At 52.2% G+C, this 18,249-nt stretch carries 14 protein-coding genes; 11 read left to right on the top strand and 3 right to left on the bottom strand.

All coding sequences use genetic code 11. The annotated features are described in order from the left end of the window. Window positions 1-53 precede the first annotated feature (53 nt). Together ACXYMU_RS09810 and msrB are read right to left on the bottom strand one after the other, a co-directional pair. The gene (locus ACXYMU_RS09810) at window positions 54-1,619 is read right to left on the bottom strand and encodes a protein adenylyltransferase SelO (RefSeq protein ID WP_458986204.1); all 1,566 of its coding nucleotides are present in this window, start codon (window positions 1,617-1,619) and stop codon (window positions 54-56) included. An 83-nt stretch (window positions 1,620-1,702) separates the two neighbouring features. After that, window positions 1,703-2,155, bottom strand: a complete 453-nt coding sequence (gene msrB / locus ACXYMU_RS09805) for a peptide-methionine (R)-S-oxide reductase MsrB (protein ID WP_458986203.1) — start codon at window positions 2,153-2,155, stop codon at window positions 1,703-1,705. A gap of 212 nt (window positions 2,156-2,367) precedes the next feature. Between msrB and ACXYMU_RS09800 the strand changes: the two genes are divergently transcribed. The 9 genes from ACXYMU_RS09800 (at window position 2,368) to ppsA (ending at window position 14,054) form a co-directional block, all read left to right on the top strand. After that, a complete protein-coding gene (locus ACXYMU_RS09800; protein WP_458986202.1) occupies window positions 2,368-3,297 on the top strand; it encodes a 2-hydroxyacid dehydrogenase in 930 nt (309 codons plus the stop codon). A 13-nt stretch (window positions 3,298-3,310) separates the two neighbouring features. Next, window positions 3,311-3,724 carry a VOC family protein gene (locus tag ACXYMU_RS09795; protein WP_458986201.1) on the top strand — a complete coding sequence of 138 codons (414 nt, stop codon included), beginning with the start codon at window positions 3,311-3,313 and terminating at the stop codon, window positions 3,722-3,724. Between the two features lie 552 nt (window positions 3,725-4,276). After that, entirely contained in the window at window positions 4,277-4,552 is a 276-nt protein-coding gene (locus ACXYMU_RS09790; RefSeq protein ID WP_458986200.1) for a hypothetical protein, read from the top strand. A gap of 65 nt (window positions 4,553-4,617) precedes the next feature. Next, window positions 4,618-5,454, top strand: a complete 837-nt coding sequence (locus ACXYMU_RS09785) for a T9SS type A sorting domain-containing protein (protein WP_458986199.1) — start codon at window positions 4,618-4,620, stop codon at window positions 5,452-5,454. A gap of 286 nt (window positions 5,455-5,740) precedes the next feature. Then, window positions 5,741-5,926 (top strand): hypothetical protein, encoded by a 186-nt coding sequence (locus ACXYMU_RS09780; RefSeq protein ID WP_458986198.1) that lies wholly within the window; start codon window positions 5,741-5,743, stop codon window positions 5,924-5,926. 173 nt (window positions 5,927-6,099) lie between these two features. Beyond that, window positions 6,100-6,999, top strand: coding sequence for a LysR substrate-binding domain-containing protein (locus ACXYMU_RS09775; RefSeq protein ID WP_458986197.1), 900 nt, complete (start codon window positions 6,100-6,102; stop codon window positions 6,997-6,999). An 80-nt stretch (window positions 7,000-7,079) separates the two neighbouring features. Next, window positions 7,080-8,060 carry a YeiH family protein gene (locus ACXYMU_RS09770; protein WP_458986196.1) on the top strand — a complete coding sequence of 327 codons (981 nt, stop codon included), beginning with the start codon at window positions 7,080-7,082 and terminating at the stop codon, window positions 8,058-8,060. 327 nt (window positions 8,061-8,387) lie between these two features. Then, entirely contained in the window at window positions 8,388-11,537 is a 3,150-nt protein-coding gene (locus ACXYMU_RS09765; RefSeq protein WP_458986195.1) for a transglycosylase domain-containing protein, read from the top strand. A 114-nt stretch (window positions 11,538-11,651) separates the two neighbouring features. Then, a complete protein-coding gene (ppsA, locus tag ACXYMU_RS09760; protein ID WP_458986194.1) occupies window positions 11,652-14,054 on the top strand; it encodes a phosphoenolpyruvate synthase in 2,403 nt (800 codons plus the stop codon). A gap of 4 nt (window positions 14,055-14,058) precedes the next feature. Here the strand turns inward: ppsA and ACXYMU_RS09755 are convergent, their stop codons facing one another. Beyond that, complete coding sequence (locus ACXYMU_RS09755) at window positions 14,059-15,213, bottom strand: endonuclease/exonuclease/phosphatase family protein (protein WP_458986193.1); 1,155 nt, start codon at window positions 15,211-15,213, stop codon at window positions 14,059-14,061. 271 nt (window positions 15,214-15,484) lie between these two features. Between ACXYMU_RS09755 and ACXYMU_RS09750 the strand changes: the two genes are divergently transcribed. Together ACXYMU_RS09750 and ACXYMU_RS09745 are read left to right on the top strand one after the other, a co-directional pair. After that, the gene (locus tag ACXYMU_RS09750) at window positions 15,485-17,773 is read left to right on the top strand and encodes a TonB-dependent receptor (protein ID WP_458986192.1); all 2,289 of its coding nucleotides are present in this window, start codon (window positions 15,485-15,487) and stop codon (window positions 17,771-17,773) included. Further along, entirely contained in the window at window positions 17,773-18,231 is a 459-nt protein-coding gene (locus ACXYMU_RS09745) for a thioredoxin family protein (protein WP_458986191.1), read from the top strand. Before ACXYMU_RS09750 ends, ACXYMU_RS09745 begins: the two co-directional genes overlap by 1 nt. The last annotated feature ends 18 nt before the right edge of the window (window positions 18,232-18,249 follow it).

The following is an 18,249-nucleotide window of genomic DNA, read 5'->3' as shown; positions in this document are numbered from 1 at the left end:
TGGCTCCCTTTGTGTTTAAATGCTTTTCCTTTTTGAGGATTGCAGCGCTTCCGTCAGGAGCTGCAGGACAGCATAGAGCAGCCGGCTTTCTGACTTGCCCAGTCTGGTCGCTTTTTCAAGAACTTGTCGAAATCCCTGGAATAAGGGGCTGCGATGGCCTCCTGCAACTCCCTGAAAAGCTGGTCCTCCCCGCGCTCTAACTCCTCAATGGCCTGGTGGAGCAGGTAATTCCGGAGTATAAACCGAGGATTAGCTGCCCGCATCATCGCCTGGGATTCGCTTCGGGGGCACGTATTCCGCTGTAAGCGCGTGCTGTACTGCAGCATGATGTCGTGCAGGGATTTGGCACTTGTCTGATCGGGGGTATCGTAAAAGCTTTCCTGAAAATGGCTTAAAACCTCTTCCTGGCTTTTTACTTCAAGCGGCAACTCCGTAAGCAGCTGGTAGAATAGGGTCATATCCGGATTGAGGGCAGAGAGCATCTCCTCGAACTGCACGATGAAATCGCTGTCGCCCTCCGTTACCGCATCCAGTCCTAATTTGCGGCCCATCATGGCGTAATACTTTGTATAGAACAGCTCACGGTAAGTTTCCAGCGCAGCCACCAGTTCTTTGGTATCGGGCAGCAGGGGCGCCAGGGCACTGGCCAGGCAGCCCAAATTCCAGTAGGCAACAGAATGCTGCTTCCCGAAAGCATACCTCCGACCGGGCAAATCGGTGGTATTGGGCGTGAAGTCGGGGTCATAATTGTCCAGGAACGAGTATGGGCCGTAGTCGATGGTGAGCCCCAGGATCGACATATTATCGGTGTTCATGACGCCATGCACAAAGCCGACACGCAGCCACTCCACCACCATGGTAGCCGTGCGCTCCACCACTTCCGCATACCAGGCCAGGATTCTGGCGTCGCCTTCGCCGGGTATGTGTGGGTAATAGCGGTTGATTGTCCAATCCGTCAGTTGCTGGAGGTTTTCTTTTTCCTTGCGGGCGGCCAGCATCTCAAAATTCCCGAAACGCAAAAAACTGGGTGCCACGCGCATCACAATGGCTCCGGGCTCATAGGCGGCGTTGCCGTTGTAAAACATATCCCGCATCACCTGGTCGCCGGTGCTCACCAGGCTGAGGGCGCGGGTAGTAGGCACCCCGAGGTAGTGCATGGCTTCGCTCATCAGGTACTCGCGCACCGAAGAGCGCAATACCGCACGTCCGTCGGCCCGGCGGGAGTATGGCGTGGGGCCAGCGCCTTTTAACTGCAGTTCCCAGGTTTTGCCGGCGTCTGTCTCTAGCTCGCCCAGGGTCATGGCGCGTCCGTCGCCCAGTTGTCCGGCCCAGTTGCCGAACTGGTGCCCGGCATAGCAGGCGGCATAAGGCTTCATGCTGTCGGCCACAGCGTTGCCGCCGAGCAAGGCAACCGCCTCTGGGGTATCGGGTTTGGCTATACCTAATTCTTTGGCCAGGGCCGGGGACCATGCCAGCAGGGTTGGGTTCCGGACAGGGGAGGGCTGCACACGGCTGTAGAGCACCCCCGGTGTTTGGCGTGGGCGCAGGTCGCCGCTGCCATCCCCGGGGAAAGTCTCAACAAAGTCATTTTTATAGTGGAGGGTATGGATGGGTTGCATATGTCGTTTTTTAAGGAAAAGGCATGGAAGCCAAAAAGGCTTATCCGGGTTTAAAGGTATGAACTGTTTCGGACATGGTATGGCTAGGCAGGCTCATCCAGTTTTATTAGGCTCGCCGAGTTGATGCAGTAGCGCAGCCCGGTCGGTTCGGGCCCATCGTTCGAGACATGGCCGAGGTGCCCGCCGCATGTATTGCACAACGCCTCCATTCGGTTCATTTTGTGGCTGTCGTCAAACTGGTACCGGATGGCGCTTTTGGTATACGGCTGCTTAAAGCTTGGCCACCCCGAGATGGCATGATACTTTGTGTCCGCATCGAATAAAGGATTTCCGCATCCCGCGCAAGCGTAAAGCCCAGGGGTATAAACCTTGCAGTAGGCATTTCGGTAAGCCTTTTCGGTGTCTTTCTGCCGCAGCACCGCGTACTGCTCCGGCGTTAACTGCCGCCGCCAGGCCTCCTCCGTTTTCTGGACAACCCGCGCCGGCTCCGGATTCCCGTATGTGGCATACTTGATAATGTCGAACCAGCGCAGCATGGGCATAAAAGGTGGCTACTATGTGCTATACCCCAACAGGGTTTCTGCAGCTTTTGTTTACCGTGCTTAAGTAATCGGGCTGTAGTATATTTATGAAGGAATCAAAGCACTGCCGAAACCGGCTAATCCCATCCCTACGTTAATTCATTACCCCGGCATTGTTTATCGATTCAGGGATATTGTTCGTACCATTGTGTAAAAATACCAAGTATATGTCGATCATGATATTTAGCCAGCGGAAGGATGTGAGTCCCTGGGTGAATGCACTAAAGGAAAAAAGGCCCGATGTTCCCGTGCGGGTATACCCGGATGGGGAGGAGAATGAGGGCGTTACATTTGCGCTTGCCTGGAACCATCCCCTGGGTGCATTTCAAGAGTTTCCGAACCTGAAGTGTATCTCCTCGATGGGCGCAGGCGCCGACCATATCCTGAAAGACCCGACTATCCCCGCCGATGTGACCATTACCAGAATCAAGGACATCAACCTGACCCGCGACATGGGTGCTTTCGTGCTGTCGCTTGTCTTGAATCACCTGCGGGGGCTTGCAGCTTACAAGGACAAGCAACAAGCAAATATCTGGAAACCAAGGCGCTATACCCGCCCTGAGGAGGTTACGGTCGGCATTATGGGTATGGGCGAATTAGGGGGCCACGTAGCCCGGTTGATGCGGCAACTTGGCTGCAAGGTATGCGGCTGGGCCACTTCCAGAAAAGCGATAGAAGGGATGCAGGTGTTTGCCGGCCCAACTGAATTAAGTGCATTTCTGGCCCAGACGGACATATTGGTTTGCCTCCTGCCACTGACCCCTGATACTGCCAACATCCTGAACAAAGATACTTTGTCGCAGTTGCCTAAGGGTGCTTTCCTGATCAACGTGGCCCGTGGGGAGCATTTGGTGGAAGAAGATCTGCTGGAGTTATTAGAAACAGGCCACCTGTCTGGCGCGAGCCTGGACGTGTTCCGTCAGGAGCCCTTGCCAGCTGGGCACCCTTTCTGGAGCCATCCCCGCATCAGCATTACCCCTCATATTGCCAGCATCACGGATCCTGGTTCGGTTGTAGAGCAGGTGCTGGAGAACTATGACCGATTACAGGCAGGCCAACCCCTCCAAAATATTGTTTCCCGGACAAAAGGATATTAACCCCTCCATCTCTATGAACCCATTTCACTACGCTTTCAAAGTAAAGGACATCGCTTCTACCCGAACTTTCTATACCGAAATTTTAGGCTGCGCCGAAGGCCGCAGCACAGCGCAATGGATAGACTTCGACTTCTTCGGGCATCAGTTGTCAGCGCACGTAAGCACTAACCGTCCTGCGCTTGACTATTGCGGGAAAGTAGATGGCGTTAGCGTACCGATTCCGCATTTCGGGTGCATCTTGTCTATGGAGGAATTTGAGCAGGTGCAGGCGCGTCTGCAACAGCACCAGATCGAGTTTGTGGTAGAGCCCCAAACCAGGTATGAAGGCCAGAAGGGAGAGCAGCGGACCATGTTCGTGCTGGACCTAAGTGGCAACCCCATTGAGTTCAAGGCTTTCCGCAACCGGGAAGAGGTGTTTGTAGCGTAGGAAGGAAAAAGCCTTTACTGCCTGGTAAGGTTTGTCGGGACCTCAGCCAATGAAAACCAGTCATGCCAGGCGCGGTGATCAATCAGGGCCGGAAGTTTGGTGTTGATACCGAAAAAAGTATGGCCATACCTTCAGCTCCTGGTTTTTCAAAAAAAAAATTGCTTGTAACAAGTAAGTAATTCGAGCAATTACGAAGCTGTTTATGCGGTACTTTCAGTGCAATTACCTTTTTTTGAAGCGATGCTTTTTCTTACTCTACAAGTTAATTGGCAAGGGTGGGGCTGAGTTTGACCAAAATATTTTGTGTAGTTAAGCATCTCCTAACCCACACCATGCTTAACTTATGAATAAAGCAGGTCAATTTTAAGATGGCTACTTTATTTCGGGATAAGGTTTTTTCTATATTAAAATGTATTTTATATATAACACACGGTAAAGGTTTACACGTAATATGAAGCATGCCTCATGATTGATATTTGGGTTTGCTGGTTGCAGGCGCTTGCAGGTCTCAGTTGTGGCTAAATTTCATGCTATACAATTAAACCATTTATCATGACAAAAAATCTTTACAAACTCTGTTTTGCTTTAGCGTTTTGTCTTTTGCAGTTATCTGTTGCAAAGTCAGCTTCTGCCACCACCGCGCCAGGCGGTGATACGCCTCCAACTTATGCATGCAGGGTAGGAGAGGGCGCTTTCTCTAATGTTGTGTATACCTCAGGAGGTAATACATCAACCAGTTTAACTCCCGAATTTGTGAAACCAGGCGAAATTCTGAAAGTGTGTTTCGACATCTCGAATGTTTCCAGTACGAATACAGTTCCCTGGTAAGTTATGAAGCTCCTAATGCTACATCAGACAATATTGAAGAACAGGAAGTGCATGATTTTATGACAATGGATATCACTTCAAACGGATCCTATTGCCTGGAGATTGTTGTGCCGAACTGCTACTACCAGGTTGACTTTGTAAAAGGGTGTATCATTGAGAAACTAGGCAGCGGAAATCTATATGGCACCAGAAAAATCTCTTTCGCCAATGGTGGAACCACTGCCTGTGTTCCTACAGAGCCGGAAGGTTGTACGCCAGGTTACTGGAAAAACCACACCGATCGATGGGTGGGGTATAGCACGAGTGAAAGCTTCCAGACTGTTTTTGGCATTACCAATATGCAAGGATTGGGCAACCTTACGCTGTTGGGCGCGCTTAACCTGGGCGGTGGCGGCTTTGCCAGCCTGGCGCGCCATGCGACAGCTGGTTTACTGAGTGCTTCGCACAGTGATGTAGATTATACCTATTCGGCTGACAATATAAAGGCTTTGGTAAAAAGTGCCTTTGATGCAGGAGAACTAGGGGATCTTAAAAGTAATCTTGAGCGCGCCAATGAAGCAGGTTGCCCTCTAGGCGGATCATCGGCTACTACTTCATTGCAGGGAAACAGTAGCAAGAAGTCGATGCAGCAGTTGCAGGGTATCAGCCTCAGCGCTTACCCAACGCCGTTTGCTGATAAAGCCACGATTGCATTCACGCTGCAGCGCACAGAACAATTTACCATAGACCTGTATGATATGAAAGGCAGCCTGGTGAAGCGGTTAAAAGCCGGTACAGCCGTAGGCGGTCAATTGACTGAGGTTGAGGTTGATGGTGCCAGCTTAGGCAATGGGCTGTATCTGGCCCGTTTAGTAAGCCAGTCAGAGTCTAAAGTTGTAAAGCTGCTGCTGAAGAAACAGTAACTTACAGCACATCAATTGTAAGGAAGGGTATACTGCGAGAGATCGCAGTATACCCTTCCTTTTTTTAGGGTAACCCGCTGCACACATTTTGCTGCATCCAGACTCTGAGCACTATCCTTATTTAACCTAATTCTAAATTGGGCTTCTGAGCGTGCTTTGTGCAACTATGCAAGGCTAAATCCTAGTATAAAAGGCTGGTAACATGATGTTGAATTTAAATACTACGAACATGGAAGCAACATGCAATCACTGCTCTCACTGGGAGCAAGATCCAAATAAAATAGAAATGCAAACCAAGGACTTCGGCGTATGCGATGAGCTGACAGGCCAGCATGCCATGGAGCCATCCTATGTGCTGCCTCTGGTACACGAAGGGCCGAGCGGGGATATGAAGCCAAAGCAATTCGAAATGATCACAGGTGCTACCTTTGGCTGTAACCATTTTAGCAGTCGCGGAAACTGGGTGAAGTAGCCTAATATTGATTTTACCCGGACGAGGGGTGGGTTTATACGAACGGCAGGTATAAACCCACCCCTCGTTTATTTTTAGATTATACCTGACCAGAACTGTTAAGAGAGCGCATATGCCGGTAGTATTTCCGTTCTTTGCGCTTTAGCTGATTCCGGTATAAACGCATTACTCCCATGGTCTTCGATTTCCGGCTGCAGGTTTTCTATCAGGTAGCCCAAAAACTCAGTTTCACCAAAGCTGCCCAGGCGTTGTTTATCAGTCAGCCCGCCGTAACCAAGCACATCAACGAACTAGAGCAGCAATTGGGAACTGGCCTGTTTAAGCGGCATGGCAACAGCATCAGCCTGACCCCGGCCGGCACTATTCTGGTTACTTATGCCGAGAAGATTCTCAGAACCTATACCGAGCTCGAAAACGAACTGCTGCAACTGCAGGAAGCGACAAGTGGCCAACTGCGCATTGGGGCCAGCACCACCCTGGCGCAGTATGTACTGCCTAAAGTGCTAGCCTCTTTCCGCAGTGCTTACCCAGCTATTCATTTCTCGTTTGCGGCGGGCAATACCGAGGCGATCGAAGAACAGGTGATTTGCGGGAAAGCTGATCTGGGGGTAGTGGAAGGCGATTCGCATCACCCGCAAATAACATACGCCCCCTTCCTGAAAGACGAAATCGTGCTGGTGACCCGCACATCCAACAAGCACGTTACGCAAGCCGAGATAAAACCTGAGCTGCTGAAATCCCTGCCACTGGTTTTGCGCGAGCCTGGTTCCGGTACCCTTGATGTACTGTATAAAGCACTCGCCAAAGTCCAGATCCAGCCGAAAGACCTGCAGCCCGAGCTATACCTGGAGAGCACGGAGAGTATAAAACAGTACCTGCTGCACTCCGACAGCCTTGCATTCTTGTCTGTTCATGCGGTGCTGCAAGAAATCACCCGAAACGAGTTGCGCATCCTGGACGTGAGAGGGCTCAGTGTATCACGCACCTTCCAGTTCGTGCAGCTGCATGGGCAAACCTCTAAACTGGCTGATTTTTTCAGAAGGCATTGTATTAGTCATTATAACTTAAAGTAATACCAAATTACTTTTTGTGATTTGATTTCGGTATGCTTAAATGGCACCTTTGCTTGCTCCATAGGATAACGCCAGGTGCCATGAAAAAAGTAAAGGATGACAGCCGGAAACAAACGAAGCACCCCGAGGGGGCGCTCGACCGGCGTATCACCACACGGCAGCTGCTGTTTCTGCTGTTCGTGGTGCTGTGCCTGACGCCCTACATTTCAGCGCCGTTTGCCTTATTACTGGGAGTGGTTGTCGCACAGTTTATCGGGCACCCGTTTCTGCACCTTAACCACAAGGCCACGCACCTGTTGCTGCAAGTGTCAGTGGTAGGGTTAGGGTTTGGCATGAATGGGCATGCGGCGTTAGTGGCTGGCAAGAGCGGCTTGCTGCTAACGGTGGTTTCCATTGCATTCACGCTGGTGCTGGGAACATTGCTGGGCAAGTGGTTGGGCATAGAGCAAAAAACAACTCACCTCATCACTGCCGGTACTGCCATCTGCGGCGGCAGCGCTATTGCCGCTTTGTCTCCCCTGGTAGGTGCTGGTGAAAGGCGCATTTCTGTAGCCTTGGGCACCGTGTTTATTCTCAATGCGGTGGCGCTGTTTCTTTTTCCGGCAATTGGCAGGTATCTGGGCCTGTCGCAGGCGCAGTTTGGGCTGTGGTGCGCCATCGCCATCCACGACACCAGTTCGGTGGTAGGGGCAGCCAGCAAATACGGTCCACAGGCCCTGGAGGTGGCTACTACCGTTAAACTGGCCAGGGCCCTCTGGATTATACCCCTCAGCCTGGCGACAGCCTATGCGTTCAAAAATAAAGCGGGTCATCTTAAATTCCCTTATTTTATTTTAGCCTTTGTGCTGGCTATGCTGGCGAATACTTATTTGCCGATGGTGCAGCAGGCGAGCCCGTTTTTTGTTCAAGTGGCCAAAGCCGGTCTTACCTTAACCCTTTTCCTCATCGGGGCAGGGCTTTCCCGCAAGGCACTAAAGGCGGTGGGGGCAAAGCCGCTCCTGTTGGGTGTGCTGCTGTGGGCGGCAATCTCAGCCCTTTCTTTACGCATCATTCTGCATTAGGCAGCCTACCTTTCAAGCACTCAACCCGGAGGGTAAAAGCAACCACACGGGGACATTTGGGTTTTGTAAACGACTGCTGCATCAGGAAAAAATTTTCATGTTATAAGGCAATGGACCGCAAGCTGCCGCCACGCTATTTTTTATTGTTTCAGTTCAATTTATCCTCTGCGTAAAATATGCTGGCAGCGCGGCCACTAACTGCTTCGGAAAGATAAAAGAGCTTGCCTGATAGCTTATTTACAAGGATTCTGCGTGTTTTTGTGACCTCAGGGGCAAAGTCCCCGTAAAAATATATAAGCCGCAACCAACCTCTAAAGCTATACAATTATGGTAGTTAACTTATACCCCACTGCTTCTAAAGACGGGAGAAGAAAGAAGCGTCTGGCCATCCTTAAATGGACTTTGCTGGGAGCGCTGGTGCTGGTGATCGGCGTGGTAGCTGCTATCGTGTTATATGAGGTAAAAACATCCCGGTTCCAGGCCCAGGAACTTTCAGCCTATGCCAAGTCCCTGACCTACGAATTGAAGGAGGGCCCAAGCGATGCCATCGAGTTTCCGAAAGGAGGCCCCTTTGATACCCGGCTCGGGTATGCGCAAATGCCAAACCTATTAACCAGAGCCAATAAGCGGGGCCTGGAGGTAAAACAACAAGCACGGTTCTCACCTGAACTGCTAACTTATACCTCCGAGGGCTTTTATGTGCCTTATGCTGAGAAAACGCAGGTAGGCTTACATATCATGGACAGCAAAGGGCAACCCATCTACCAATTCACGTATCCCCAGCGCATTTATCCGGACTTTGCCTCCATTCCACCTCTGGTAGTACAGTCGCTGTTGTTTATTGAAAACCGCACGCTATTGGATACCACGCAGCTTTTCATGAACCCGGCAGTGGATTGGGTTCGTTTCACGAAGGCGTCTATCCATGAGGCAGCCAAAATGGTAGGACTGAACTACAAAACCATCGGAGGCAGTACCTTGGCTACCCAAATCGAAAAATACCGCCATTCCCCTGAGGGGATCACCGCCAGCCCTATCCAAAAATTGCAGCAAATGGCCTCTGCCAGTGTGCGGGTATATCAACAGGGGGCTAAAACGCTGCCTGCGCGTAAAAACCTGGTGCTGACCTATGTCAACACGGTGCCACTATCCGGTGCGCCGGGGTATGGGGAGGTGCACGGCCTGGGCGATGGCCTCTGGGTATGGTTTAATGCTGATTTGAACAACGTCAATCAACTCCTGACAACCTCTAGCACCAATACTGATACACTGCTTGCACAGGGACAGGCACTCCGGCAGGTGCTTTCGCTGATGATCGCCCAGCGCAGGCCTTCTTTTTACCTGAGCGCGCAGGGCAGAAATGAACTGAACGGCCTGACGGGGAGCTATCTGCGGCTGCTTGCTAACAACGGATACATTAGCCCGGAACTGCGCGATGCCGGTCTGGCACAGGAGGTCAATTTCCGGGATTTCAAGAACAATGCGCCTGATTTCCCGAACAAAACAGACAAGGGCTCTTTAATGGCGCGTACCCACCTTTCCGGGATGCTGGGCAAAACACTCTACGACCTCGACCGCCTGGATTTATCCGCCACGACAACCCTGCAAAACGACCTCCAGAAGAAAATAGGCGCTTACTTGGATAGCCTGAACAATGGTGCTTTCGCCAAGGAAGCCGGTATGTTCGGGGACAGACTGCTGTCATCGGGCGGAACGGAGCAGGTACATTATAGCTTTACGCTGTTCAAGCGGAGCCCTTACGGGAACCTAGTGCGGGTACAGACAGATAACACGGACCAGCCTTTCGACCTGAACGAGGGCAGTAAGCTTGAACTCGGGTCCACTGCCAAACTGCGCGTGTTGGCTACGTATTTAGAGGTGATCGCAGAAGTGCACGGGAAATATGCCAATCAGCCGAAAGAGGCCATTCAGAAAGCGCTGAAAGAGCCGCAGGATAACCTGAGCCTTTGGGTGCTGCAGTACCTGGCCTATTCCAAAGACAGTAGCCTAAAAGCGACGTTGGAAGCTTCCCTGGAGCGCAGCTACTCCGCTAGCCCGTATGAGTCGTTCTTTACGGGTGGGGGGATGCACACTTTTCATAATTACCGCAACGAAGACAATGGCCGCCGCCCTACCGTTCGGGAAGCTTTCCTGAAGTCAATCAACCTGCCCTTTATCCGGATGATGCGTGATATCGTGAAGTACACGACCTACCAGCAAGTGGAGAACGTGCCTGCCCTCATGGGCAACGACCACGACCCGCGCCGCCGCGCCTACCTTACGGAATTTGCCGACCGGGAAGGGAAAAAATACATGCGCCGCTTCTGGAACAAGTATAACGGGAAAAACGCTGAGGAACGACTGACTTTGCTTTTGGATGGGCTGCGCCAGAACCCGGTGCGCTTGGCGGTAGCGCATCGCTACCTGTATCCTAACACGGATTCGGTGCAGTTCGAGAAAATGCTGCGCTCCAGAGTGGATGACCGAAAACTGACGCACGATCGGGTTATGGAGCTTTACCACCGGTACGGGCCAGAGGCTTACAGCCTGCCTGACCAGGGATATGTTGCTAAGGTGCACCCTTTGGAACTATGGATGCTCGGCTATAAGCTGCAACACCCCGATGCTACCTGGGCTAACGTAGTAGAGGCAAGCCAGGCCCAACGACAGGAAGTTTATACCTGGTTGTTCCGAACAAAATACAAGAGCGCCCGCGATTCTCGCATCCGAACCATGATGGAATTAGATGCCTTCAAGGACATCCAGCAGCGCTGGGCAAGACTGGGATACCCTTTCAGGGAGATGGTGCCCTCTTTGGCAAGTGCATTGGGCTCGTCCGGTGACCGCCCGGAAGCCTTGGCTGAACTGATGGGCATTATCCTTAACAAGGGCTTGCGGCAGCCAACGCTACGCATCGAGTCGTTGCATTTTGCGGCAGACACCCCTTACGAGACCCTTTTGCGCCAGCAGGCCCATGCCGGGAAGCAAGTCATGGCACCGGAAGTGGCCGAGGTGCTGCGGGGTGCCTTACTCGATGTGGTGGACGAAGGAACAGCCCGCCGCTTGGTAGGCGGCTTTAAAAAGCCAAACGGTGAGCCCATGCAGATGGGAGGCAAGACCGGTACCGGCGACAACCGCTATGTAACGCTGAGCGTACGGGGGCACCGGGTTGCCTCGCGCGCCGTGAACCGCACCGCCACATTTGTTTTCTTTTTAGGGGATAGCCACTTTGGTGCCCTGACAGCCTTTGTGCCAGGGCGCAAGGCGGAGAGTTTTCATTTCACTTCTTCGTTGCCCGTGCAGGTGCTAAAAGGTATGGCCCCCATCCTGGAACCATACCTGGCCGCTGACGCCGCCAACCAGGACCTAAACCTGAAAAATGAAAACTTATTGGCAACACAAGACACCCTCGGAAACTCTTTCATCAAAACAAGTTACAAGAATAGCCCTGCGCCAGTCGCAAGCCAAAAACAGTAGTTGCCCGAGGCTTGTATTTGGTCAGCAGCGATAAACAAACCCAGCCCTTGGTTTAAGTATAATAACTGCCCGCTATCTGTTGATGGCGGGCACACACTTATCAAACTTAAGAGTATGGCTCCATTCATCAAACTATTCCGTGACATCAGCTATAAAGACCTGAGCCTGGTAGGCGGTAAAAATGCCTCCCTGGGCGAGATGTTCAACCAATTGAACCCCGAGGGTATACTGGTGCCCAATGGCTACGCTACTACAGCTGATGCGTACTGGCATTTCCTGGACCACAATAACCTGCGTGAGAAACTGGGGCAGGTGCTGGACAACCTCGACAAGGATAGCTTCGATAACTTGTCTGCAGTAGGGCAGGAGGCAAGGGCGCTGATTCTGGAAGGCGAGTTTCCGGGAGATGTGAAGCAGGAAATAGCAAAGGGGTATGAGTACCTGCAATCAGAGTGCGAGGAGGAGCTGTCGTTGGCGGTACGGAGCAGCGCCACTGCCGAGGATCTGCCCAAGGCCAGCTTTGCGGGACAGTTGGAGACCTACCTGAACGTTTGCGGCTTACAGAACCTGTACAAAGCTTGCCACCACAGCTACGCCTCGCTTTTCACGGATCGGGCGATCAAGTATCGGGTAGATAACGGGTTTGAGCACATGCAGGTGGCGCTGTCGGTGGGGGTGCAGGTCATGGTGCGTTCTGACCTATCCTGCTCTGGCGTTATGTTCACGCTAGACCCCGATACAGGTTTTGAGAATGTCGTCGTAATTTCAGGGGCCTGGGGCCTGGGGGAGAATGTGGTGCAGGGTACTGTCAATACAGATGAGTTTGTCGTGTTTAAACCCATGCTCGGCAAAGCCCGGCAACCCATCCTTTCGCATAAACTAGGCAGCAAGGCCAAAACCATGGTATACGCCGACAAAGCCGGAGATGAACTGCAGCGACCACAGGAGGCTATCCTAAACACCGACACCCCGCCGGAAAAACAGGAAGCATATGTGCTTCGGGATGAGGAAATAGTACAGCTGGCACAATGGGGCGTGCGAATTGAAGCGCACTATGGCCAGGCCATGGACATCGAGTGGGCAAAGGATGGCATGACCGAAGAGTTATTTATTGTGCAGGCACGGCCCGAAACGGTGCAGAGCCAGAAGCAGAACCAACAGTGCTTTACAGAATACAGCCTGAAGGAGGAAGGCAAGGTGCTGTGCGCGGGCATTGGCCTGAGCAGCCGCATTGTGTCCGGCACTGCCCGCATCCTCAGCTCGCCCAAAGAAATTGATAAACTGCAAAAGGGCGAGGTACTGGTAACCCGTAGAACAGACCCCGACTGGGACCCCATCCTGAAGAAAGCCAGCGCCATTATCACAGAGCAGGGGGGCAGGACCAGCCATGCAGCGATTGTGGCGCGCGAGGTCGGGGCCGTGGCCGTGCTGGGAACCAACAATGCAACCAGCGCGATACGGGACGGGCAGGAAGTGACCGTTTCCACGGCGGGCGGTGAGAAAGGGTATGTGTACGAAGGCAAGTTGGAGTGGTCGGAGAAGCAGACAGACCTGAGTAAGCTGGGCAAGTCGCGCACCAAAGCAAGGCTTATTCTCGGCGACCCGGAACAGGCTTTTAAATACTCGTTTTTACCCAATGATGGCGTTGGACTCATGCGTATGGAGTTCATCATCAACAATTCCATCCAGATTCACCCGATGGCGCTAAAGCACTTCGACAAAGTGGAAGACCAGGAGGCGAAGGATAAAATCGCGCAACTCACGCATGATCACGCCAACAAAGCAGGTTACTTTGTGGACCAATTGGCAGAGGCTACGGCAGTAATGGCAGCGGCCTTTTACCCCAAGGACGTTATCGTGCGGATGAGTGACTTTAAATCGAATGAATACGCCAACCTGATCGGGGGGCGTCAGTTTGAGCCCGAGGAAGCCAACCCGATGTTAGGGCTGCGAGGGGCTTCGCGGTATTACCACCCGCTCTACCAGGAGGCTTTTGAACTGGAGTGCCAGGCTATGCGACGGGTGCGCGACGAAATGGGATTGCAGAATGTAAAGCTGATGGTCCCTTTTTGCAGAACCTTGGAAGAGGCAGAGAAAGTGCTGGCCCTGATGGCGGAGTATGGCTTAAAAAGGGGAGAGAACGAATTGGAAATCTATATGATGGTGGAGGTGCCGAGCAATGCCTTGTTGGCTGATAAGTTTGCAGCGCACTTCGATGGCTTTTCTATTGGCTCTAACGACCTCACACAACTGGCGCTGGGCGCAGACCGTGACTCTAGCCTGCTGAGTGATCTGTTCACGGCATTTGACCCGGCAGTGCAGCAGCTGATCAACATGACGCTGCAAAAAGCGAAGGAGAAAGGCATCCCAACCGGTCTTTGCGGCCAGGCCCCCAGTGATTACCCCGAATACGCGGCCTTTCTGGTGGAAAACGGCATCGACAGCATCTCCTTTAACCCCGACGCCTTTCTAAGAGGGCTAAAGAATATACTGGAAGCCGAGAAAAAGAATAATTAGCGCGCTATTGTGAGCCTGCTGGCTTGGCTTGCCGGGCATGCTGTTCTTTTGTAAGGCAGGCAGTGGCCGGTGACGCCACTTTGCCGGGTTCGTGCACGTCTTTCTCTTCCACAGCGTGCTCCTCCATTTTCTCTTCCGCCCATTCTAAATCCGCTTCGTCGGCCTCCAGACCTTCCTGATCTGCCCCATGTGCCACATCATACAATAGCTCTACCAGCATCGGAAAATGGTCTGACCCGAAGCCAGGCAGCCGTTCGATATACGTGAGGGTAAAATGCTCGCTATGGAAGAGGTGGTCAAGGGGCCAGCGCGCAAACCAATAATTGGCATGGAAGGTGTTGAACATGCCGCGCCCAACCCGTGGGTCCAGCAAACCACTGATTTTCCTGAAAAGCCGGGTAGTAGCAGACCAGGCCACATCGTTCAAATCACCGGTCACGATAATGGGTACATGCTCATCAGCAACACTCTTGCCCACGACCAATATTTCAGCATCCCGCTCTGAGGAAGCCTCGTTCTCTGTTGGGCTTGGCGGGGCAGGGTGCAGGAAATGCACGCGTACCTTAACGCCGGATCGCAGGACAACCAAGGCATGTATGGACGGTACGTCTTCTTCAACCAAGAACTGAATGGCGGTATCGTCGAGCGGCAGGCGGGAATATACGTGCATGCCATACAGGTTGTCGAGTGGGCATTTAACAGTATAACAGTATGCTGTTTCCAACTCCCTTAGCTGCTCCTCCCACCATTTATCTGTTTCGAGGGTCACGACTACGTCAGGGTGGTGTTTGTGAACCAGGTCCAGTAAACCCTGCGCATTGCGATTAGGCGTGAGCACATTCGCCGTCATGATGCGGATGAGGTTTTGCTGGTTAGGATGCTTTGCGGCTTTTACTTCTACCGGAAAAAAACGGGTATAGGGTAGGATCCAGGTGAGGTGGTAGACAAGGCAGCCAAAAGCCAAGCCAACCAGCACCAAGGTTTCTCTTTCGCCAAAGTCCAGCACCGCGATGTCTATACCTAGTATCACCAGGGCCATCACCATAAACTGCAGCCTCGGGAAATCTAACCCACGCACCCACCAGGCATCATGGCGCCAGAGGGGCAGCACTGTCATCAATACTAACAGCGCAGTAACGATTTCTATAAATATTACCATTGTCCTCTAAGCATTACGGAATCAGGTTTTAATATGCGGTGCATGGCGTAATGATGATACGAGACAAGTGCAGAAGAGAGTGCAAGAACGGAGAGAATTTTTTAGCTGGAATAACTGGAACGTCAACTTATACCAACCTGATCTAAGCAGGATTTTGCGGCACATCGAACAAATGATAGAAATATATTTGTCTTAATAATTTTTTAGGCGAACCTAAAAATGTAGTTTTGAGTATTAAAATTAAATAGCATGATTTATCTAAACAAAATATATGAAGCAATTTAACATCCTGATAGTTATTTTACTAGCATGCGCAGTACAGTTAATGGCTCAAAAGGGGACCATCAGCGGGTACGTGCGGTCCGGTGGGGAACCGCTGGAATTTGTAAATGTCGGGCTGGAAAATACGGTTCTCGGCGCATCGACCAACAGCACCGGGTACTTTAAAGTGATGGGGGTGCCATACGGTACTTATACCGTCATTACCTCGTTTATCGGGTTCGAGCCGCAGCGCAAGCAGGTAACCGTACATGAGGCGCAACCGGAAGCAAAGGCTAACTTTAACCTGAGAGAGTCTGCTGCCAGGATCAATGAAGTGGTGATTTCGGGCACGATGAAGGAGGTGAGCAAGCTGGAAAGCGCCGTGCCGGTGGAAATCTATACCAAGGCTTTTTTCAAGGCTAATCCCACTCCATCGGTTTTCGAGTCGATGCAGAGCGTGAATGGGGTTCGTCCGCAACTCAACTGCAACGTTTGTAATACCGGCGACATCCACATCAATGGTTTGGAGGGGCCTTATACCATGGTGATGATAGACGGCATGCCGATCGTAAGCGGACTATCCACTGTCTATGGCCTGACAGGCATCCCGCAGTCGTTGATGGAGCGGGTGGAAATTGTGAAAGGACCTGCCTCTACGCTCTACGGCTCTGAAGCCGTGGGTGGCCTGATCAACATCATCACCAAGAAACCCACTGCAGCGCCTTTAGCAGCCGTGGATATCTTTAGTACAAGCTGGGGAGAGGTAAACACCGATGTAGGCGTACGGTATGGGGTTGGAGCCAAAGCGCAGGGCCTGTTGGGCGTGAACTATTTTAACTACCAAAACCCGATTGACAACAACGGCGACGGCTTTACGGACGTGACCCTGCAGGACCGGATCTCGGTGTTCAATAAACTCAGCTTCGAGCGGAAGAGCAACAAGGCTTTCTCGGTGGCCGGACGCTATGTGTACGAAGACCGCTGGGGTGGCGAGATGAATTGGAAGAAGGAGCATCGGGGTGGAGAGGAGGTATACGGGGAGAGCATTTATACCAAGCGCTGGGAAGCCTTCGGTACCTACCAGCTGCCCGTTCAGGAAGTCGTCAACCTGCAGTTTAGCGCAAATGGCCATCAGCACAATTCAGTATATGGCAGCACGGTCTACATCGCCGACCAGTACATAGGCTTCGGGCAACTTACCTGGAACAAGCTCCTGGGCGACAAGCACGACCTGTTGACCGGCCTTGCCTACCGCTATACCTATTACGACGACAACACCCCGGCTACTACAGGAGCGAACGACCAGTCCAATGCGCCTGCCATCACACATTTGCCCGGTGCTTTTGTGCAGGACGAGATCACCCTGAATGAGCAGCATAAACTATTGCTGGGTGCCCGCTATGATTACAACAGCTTGCATGGCAGCATCCTTACGCCGCGCATCAACTATAAATGGACATCAGAGAACAAGAAAAATGTGATACGGATGAGTGTGGGCAACGGCTACCGCGTGGCCAATGTCTTTACCGAGGACCATGCGGCCCTGACAGGTGCCCGCAAGGTAGTGTTTGAAGGCGAACTAGCACCGGAAACCTCGTGGAACGCCAACCTGAATGTGGTGAAGCAGATCTATACCAGCAACAACGCATTTATTGGCCTGGATGGTAGCCTGTTTTACACCTTCTTCAACAACCGCATTGTGCCGGATTATGACACGGACCCAAACAAGATTATCTATGGCAACCTGGATGGCTCCGCCGTGTCGAAAGGCGTATCGCTGAACCTGGACATCGCCTGGACCAATGGCCTGAAGGTGCTGGCGGGCGGTACGCTGATGGATGTAACATTAGAGGAGAATGGCCAAAGCAGACGGCAAATCCTGACGGAGCAGTTTACAGGGGTATGGAGCATCGGTTATACCCTTGCCGGTGCCCGGCTGGCCGTGGACTATACAGGTAACATCTACGGACCGATGCGCTTGCCTTTGCTAGGCCCTCTGGATAACCGGGCGGAATACTCGCCCTGGTGGAGCCTGCAGAACATCCAGTTGACCAAAAGCCTCGGCAAGCAGTGGGAGGTTTACGGCGGCGTGAAGAACCTGCTCAACTTTACGCCACCCGCCAATAGTATCGCCCGCGCCTTCGACCCATTCGATAAAAACGTGCAGTTTGATGCGCAAGGCCAGGTGATCCCGACCGAGGATAACCCCAATGCGCTGACCTTTGACCCTTCGTATGTATATGCACCGAACCAAGGCATCCGAGGCTTTTTAGGGGTTCGTTACACACTCAACAGGTAATGCGGTTTTTACTCATTCTCCTGTTAAGTTTTGGCCTGCACCCCAAGGTGCAGGCGCAAAGCATCAAATGGACCGCCTTTGAGGAATTGCAAGCAAAGCTGCGAACAGAGAAAAAGCCGCTGCTCATTTTCATTGAAACAGATTGGTGCAAGTACTGCAAGTTGCAGCAGAACACCACATTCTCTGACCCGATGCTGGTACAGGAACTGAACAAGAATTTCTATTGCCTTCGCCTGGACGCCGAACACAGGCAACCGATCAGATTCCTGAACAGAACTTACCAACCTACCTCAACCGGCTACCATGAGCTGGCGGAGCTATTGGCAATGGAGGGCGGAACGGTCAGTTTCCCGACTACGTTACTGCTCGACATGAACTTGCAGCTTTACCAACGCTTCCGGGGATTTATAGCGGCAAAGGAGTTGAGGCGGGAGCTAAAGGCGCTAAGTGGCAGGTAATTAGTGTAAGCAAGCATG

The sequence above is a fragment of the Pontibacter sp. CAU 1760 genome (genome assembly GCF_054482735.1).
Note: the sequence above shows the minus strand (reverse complement) of the source record. Positions and strands in the feature narration are given on the sequence as shown.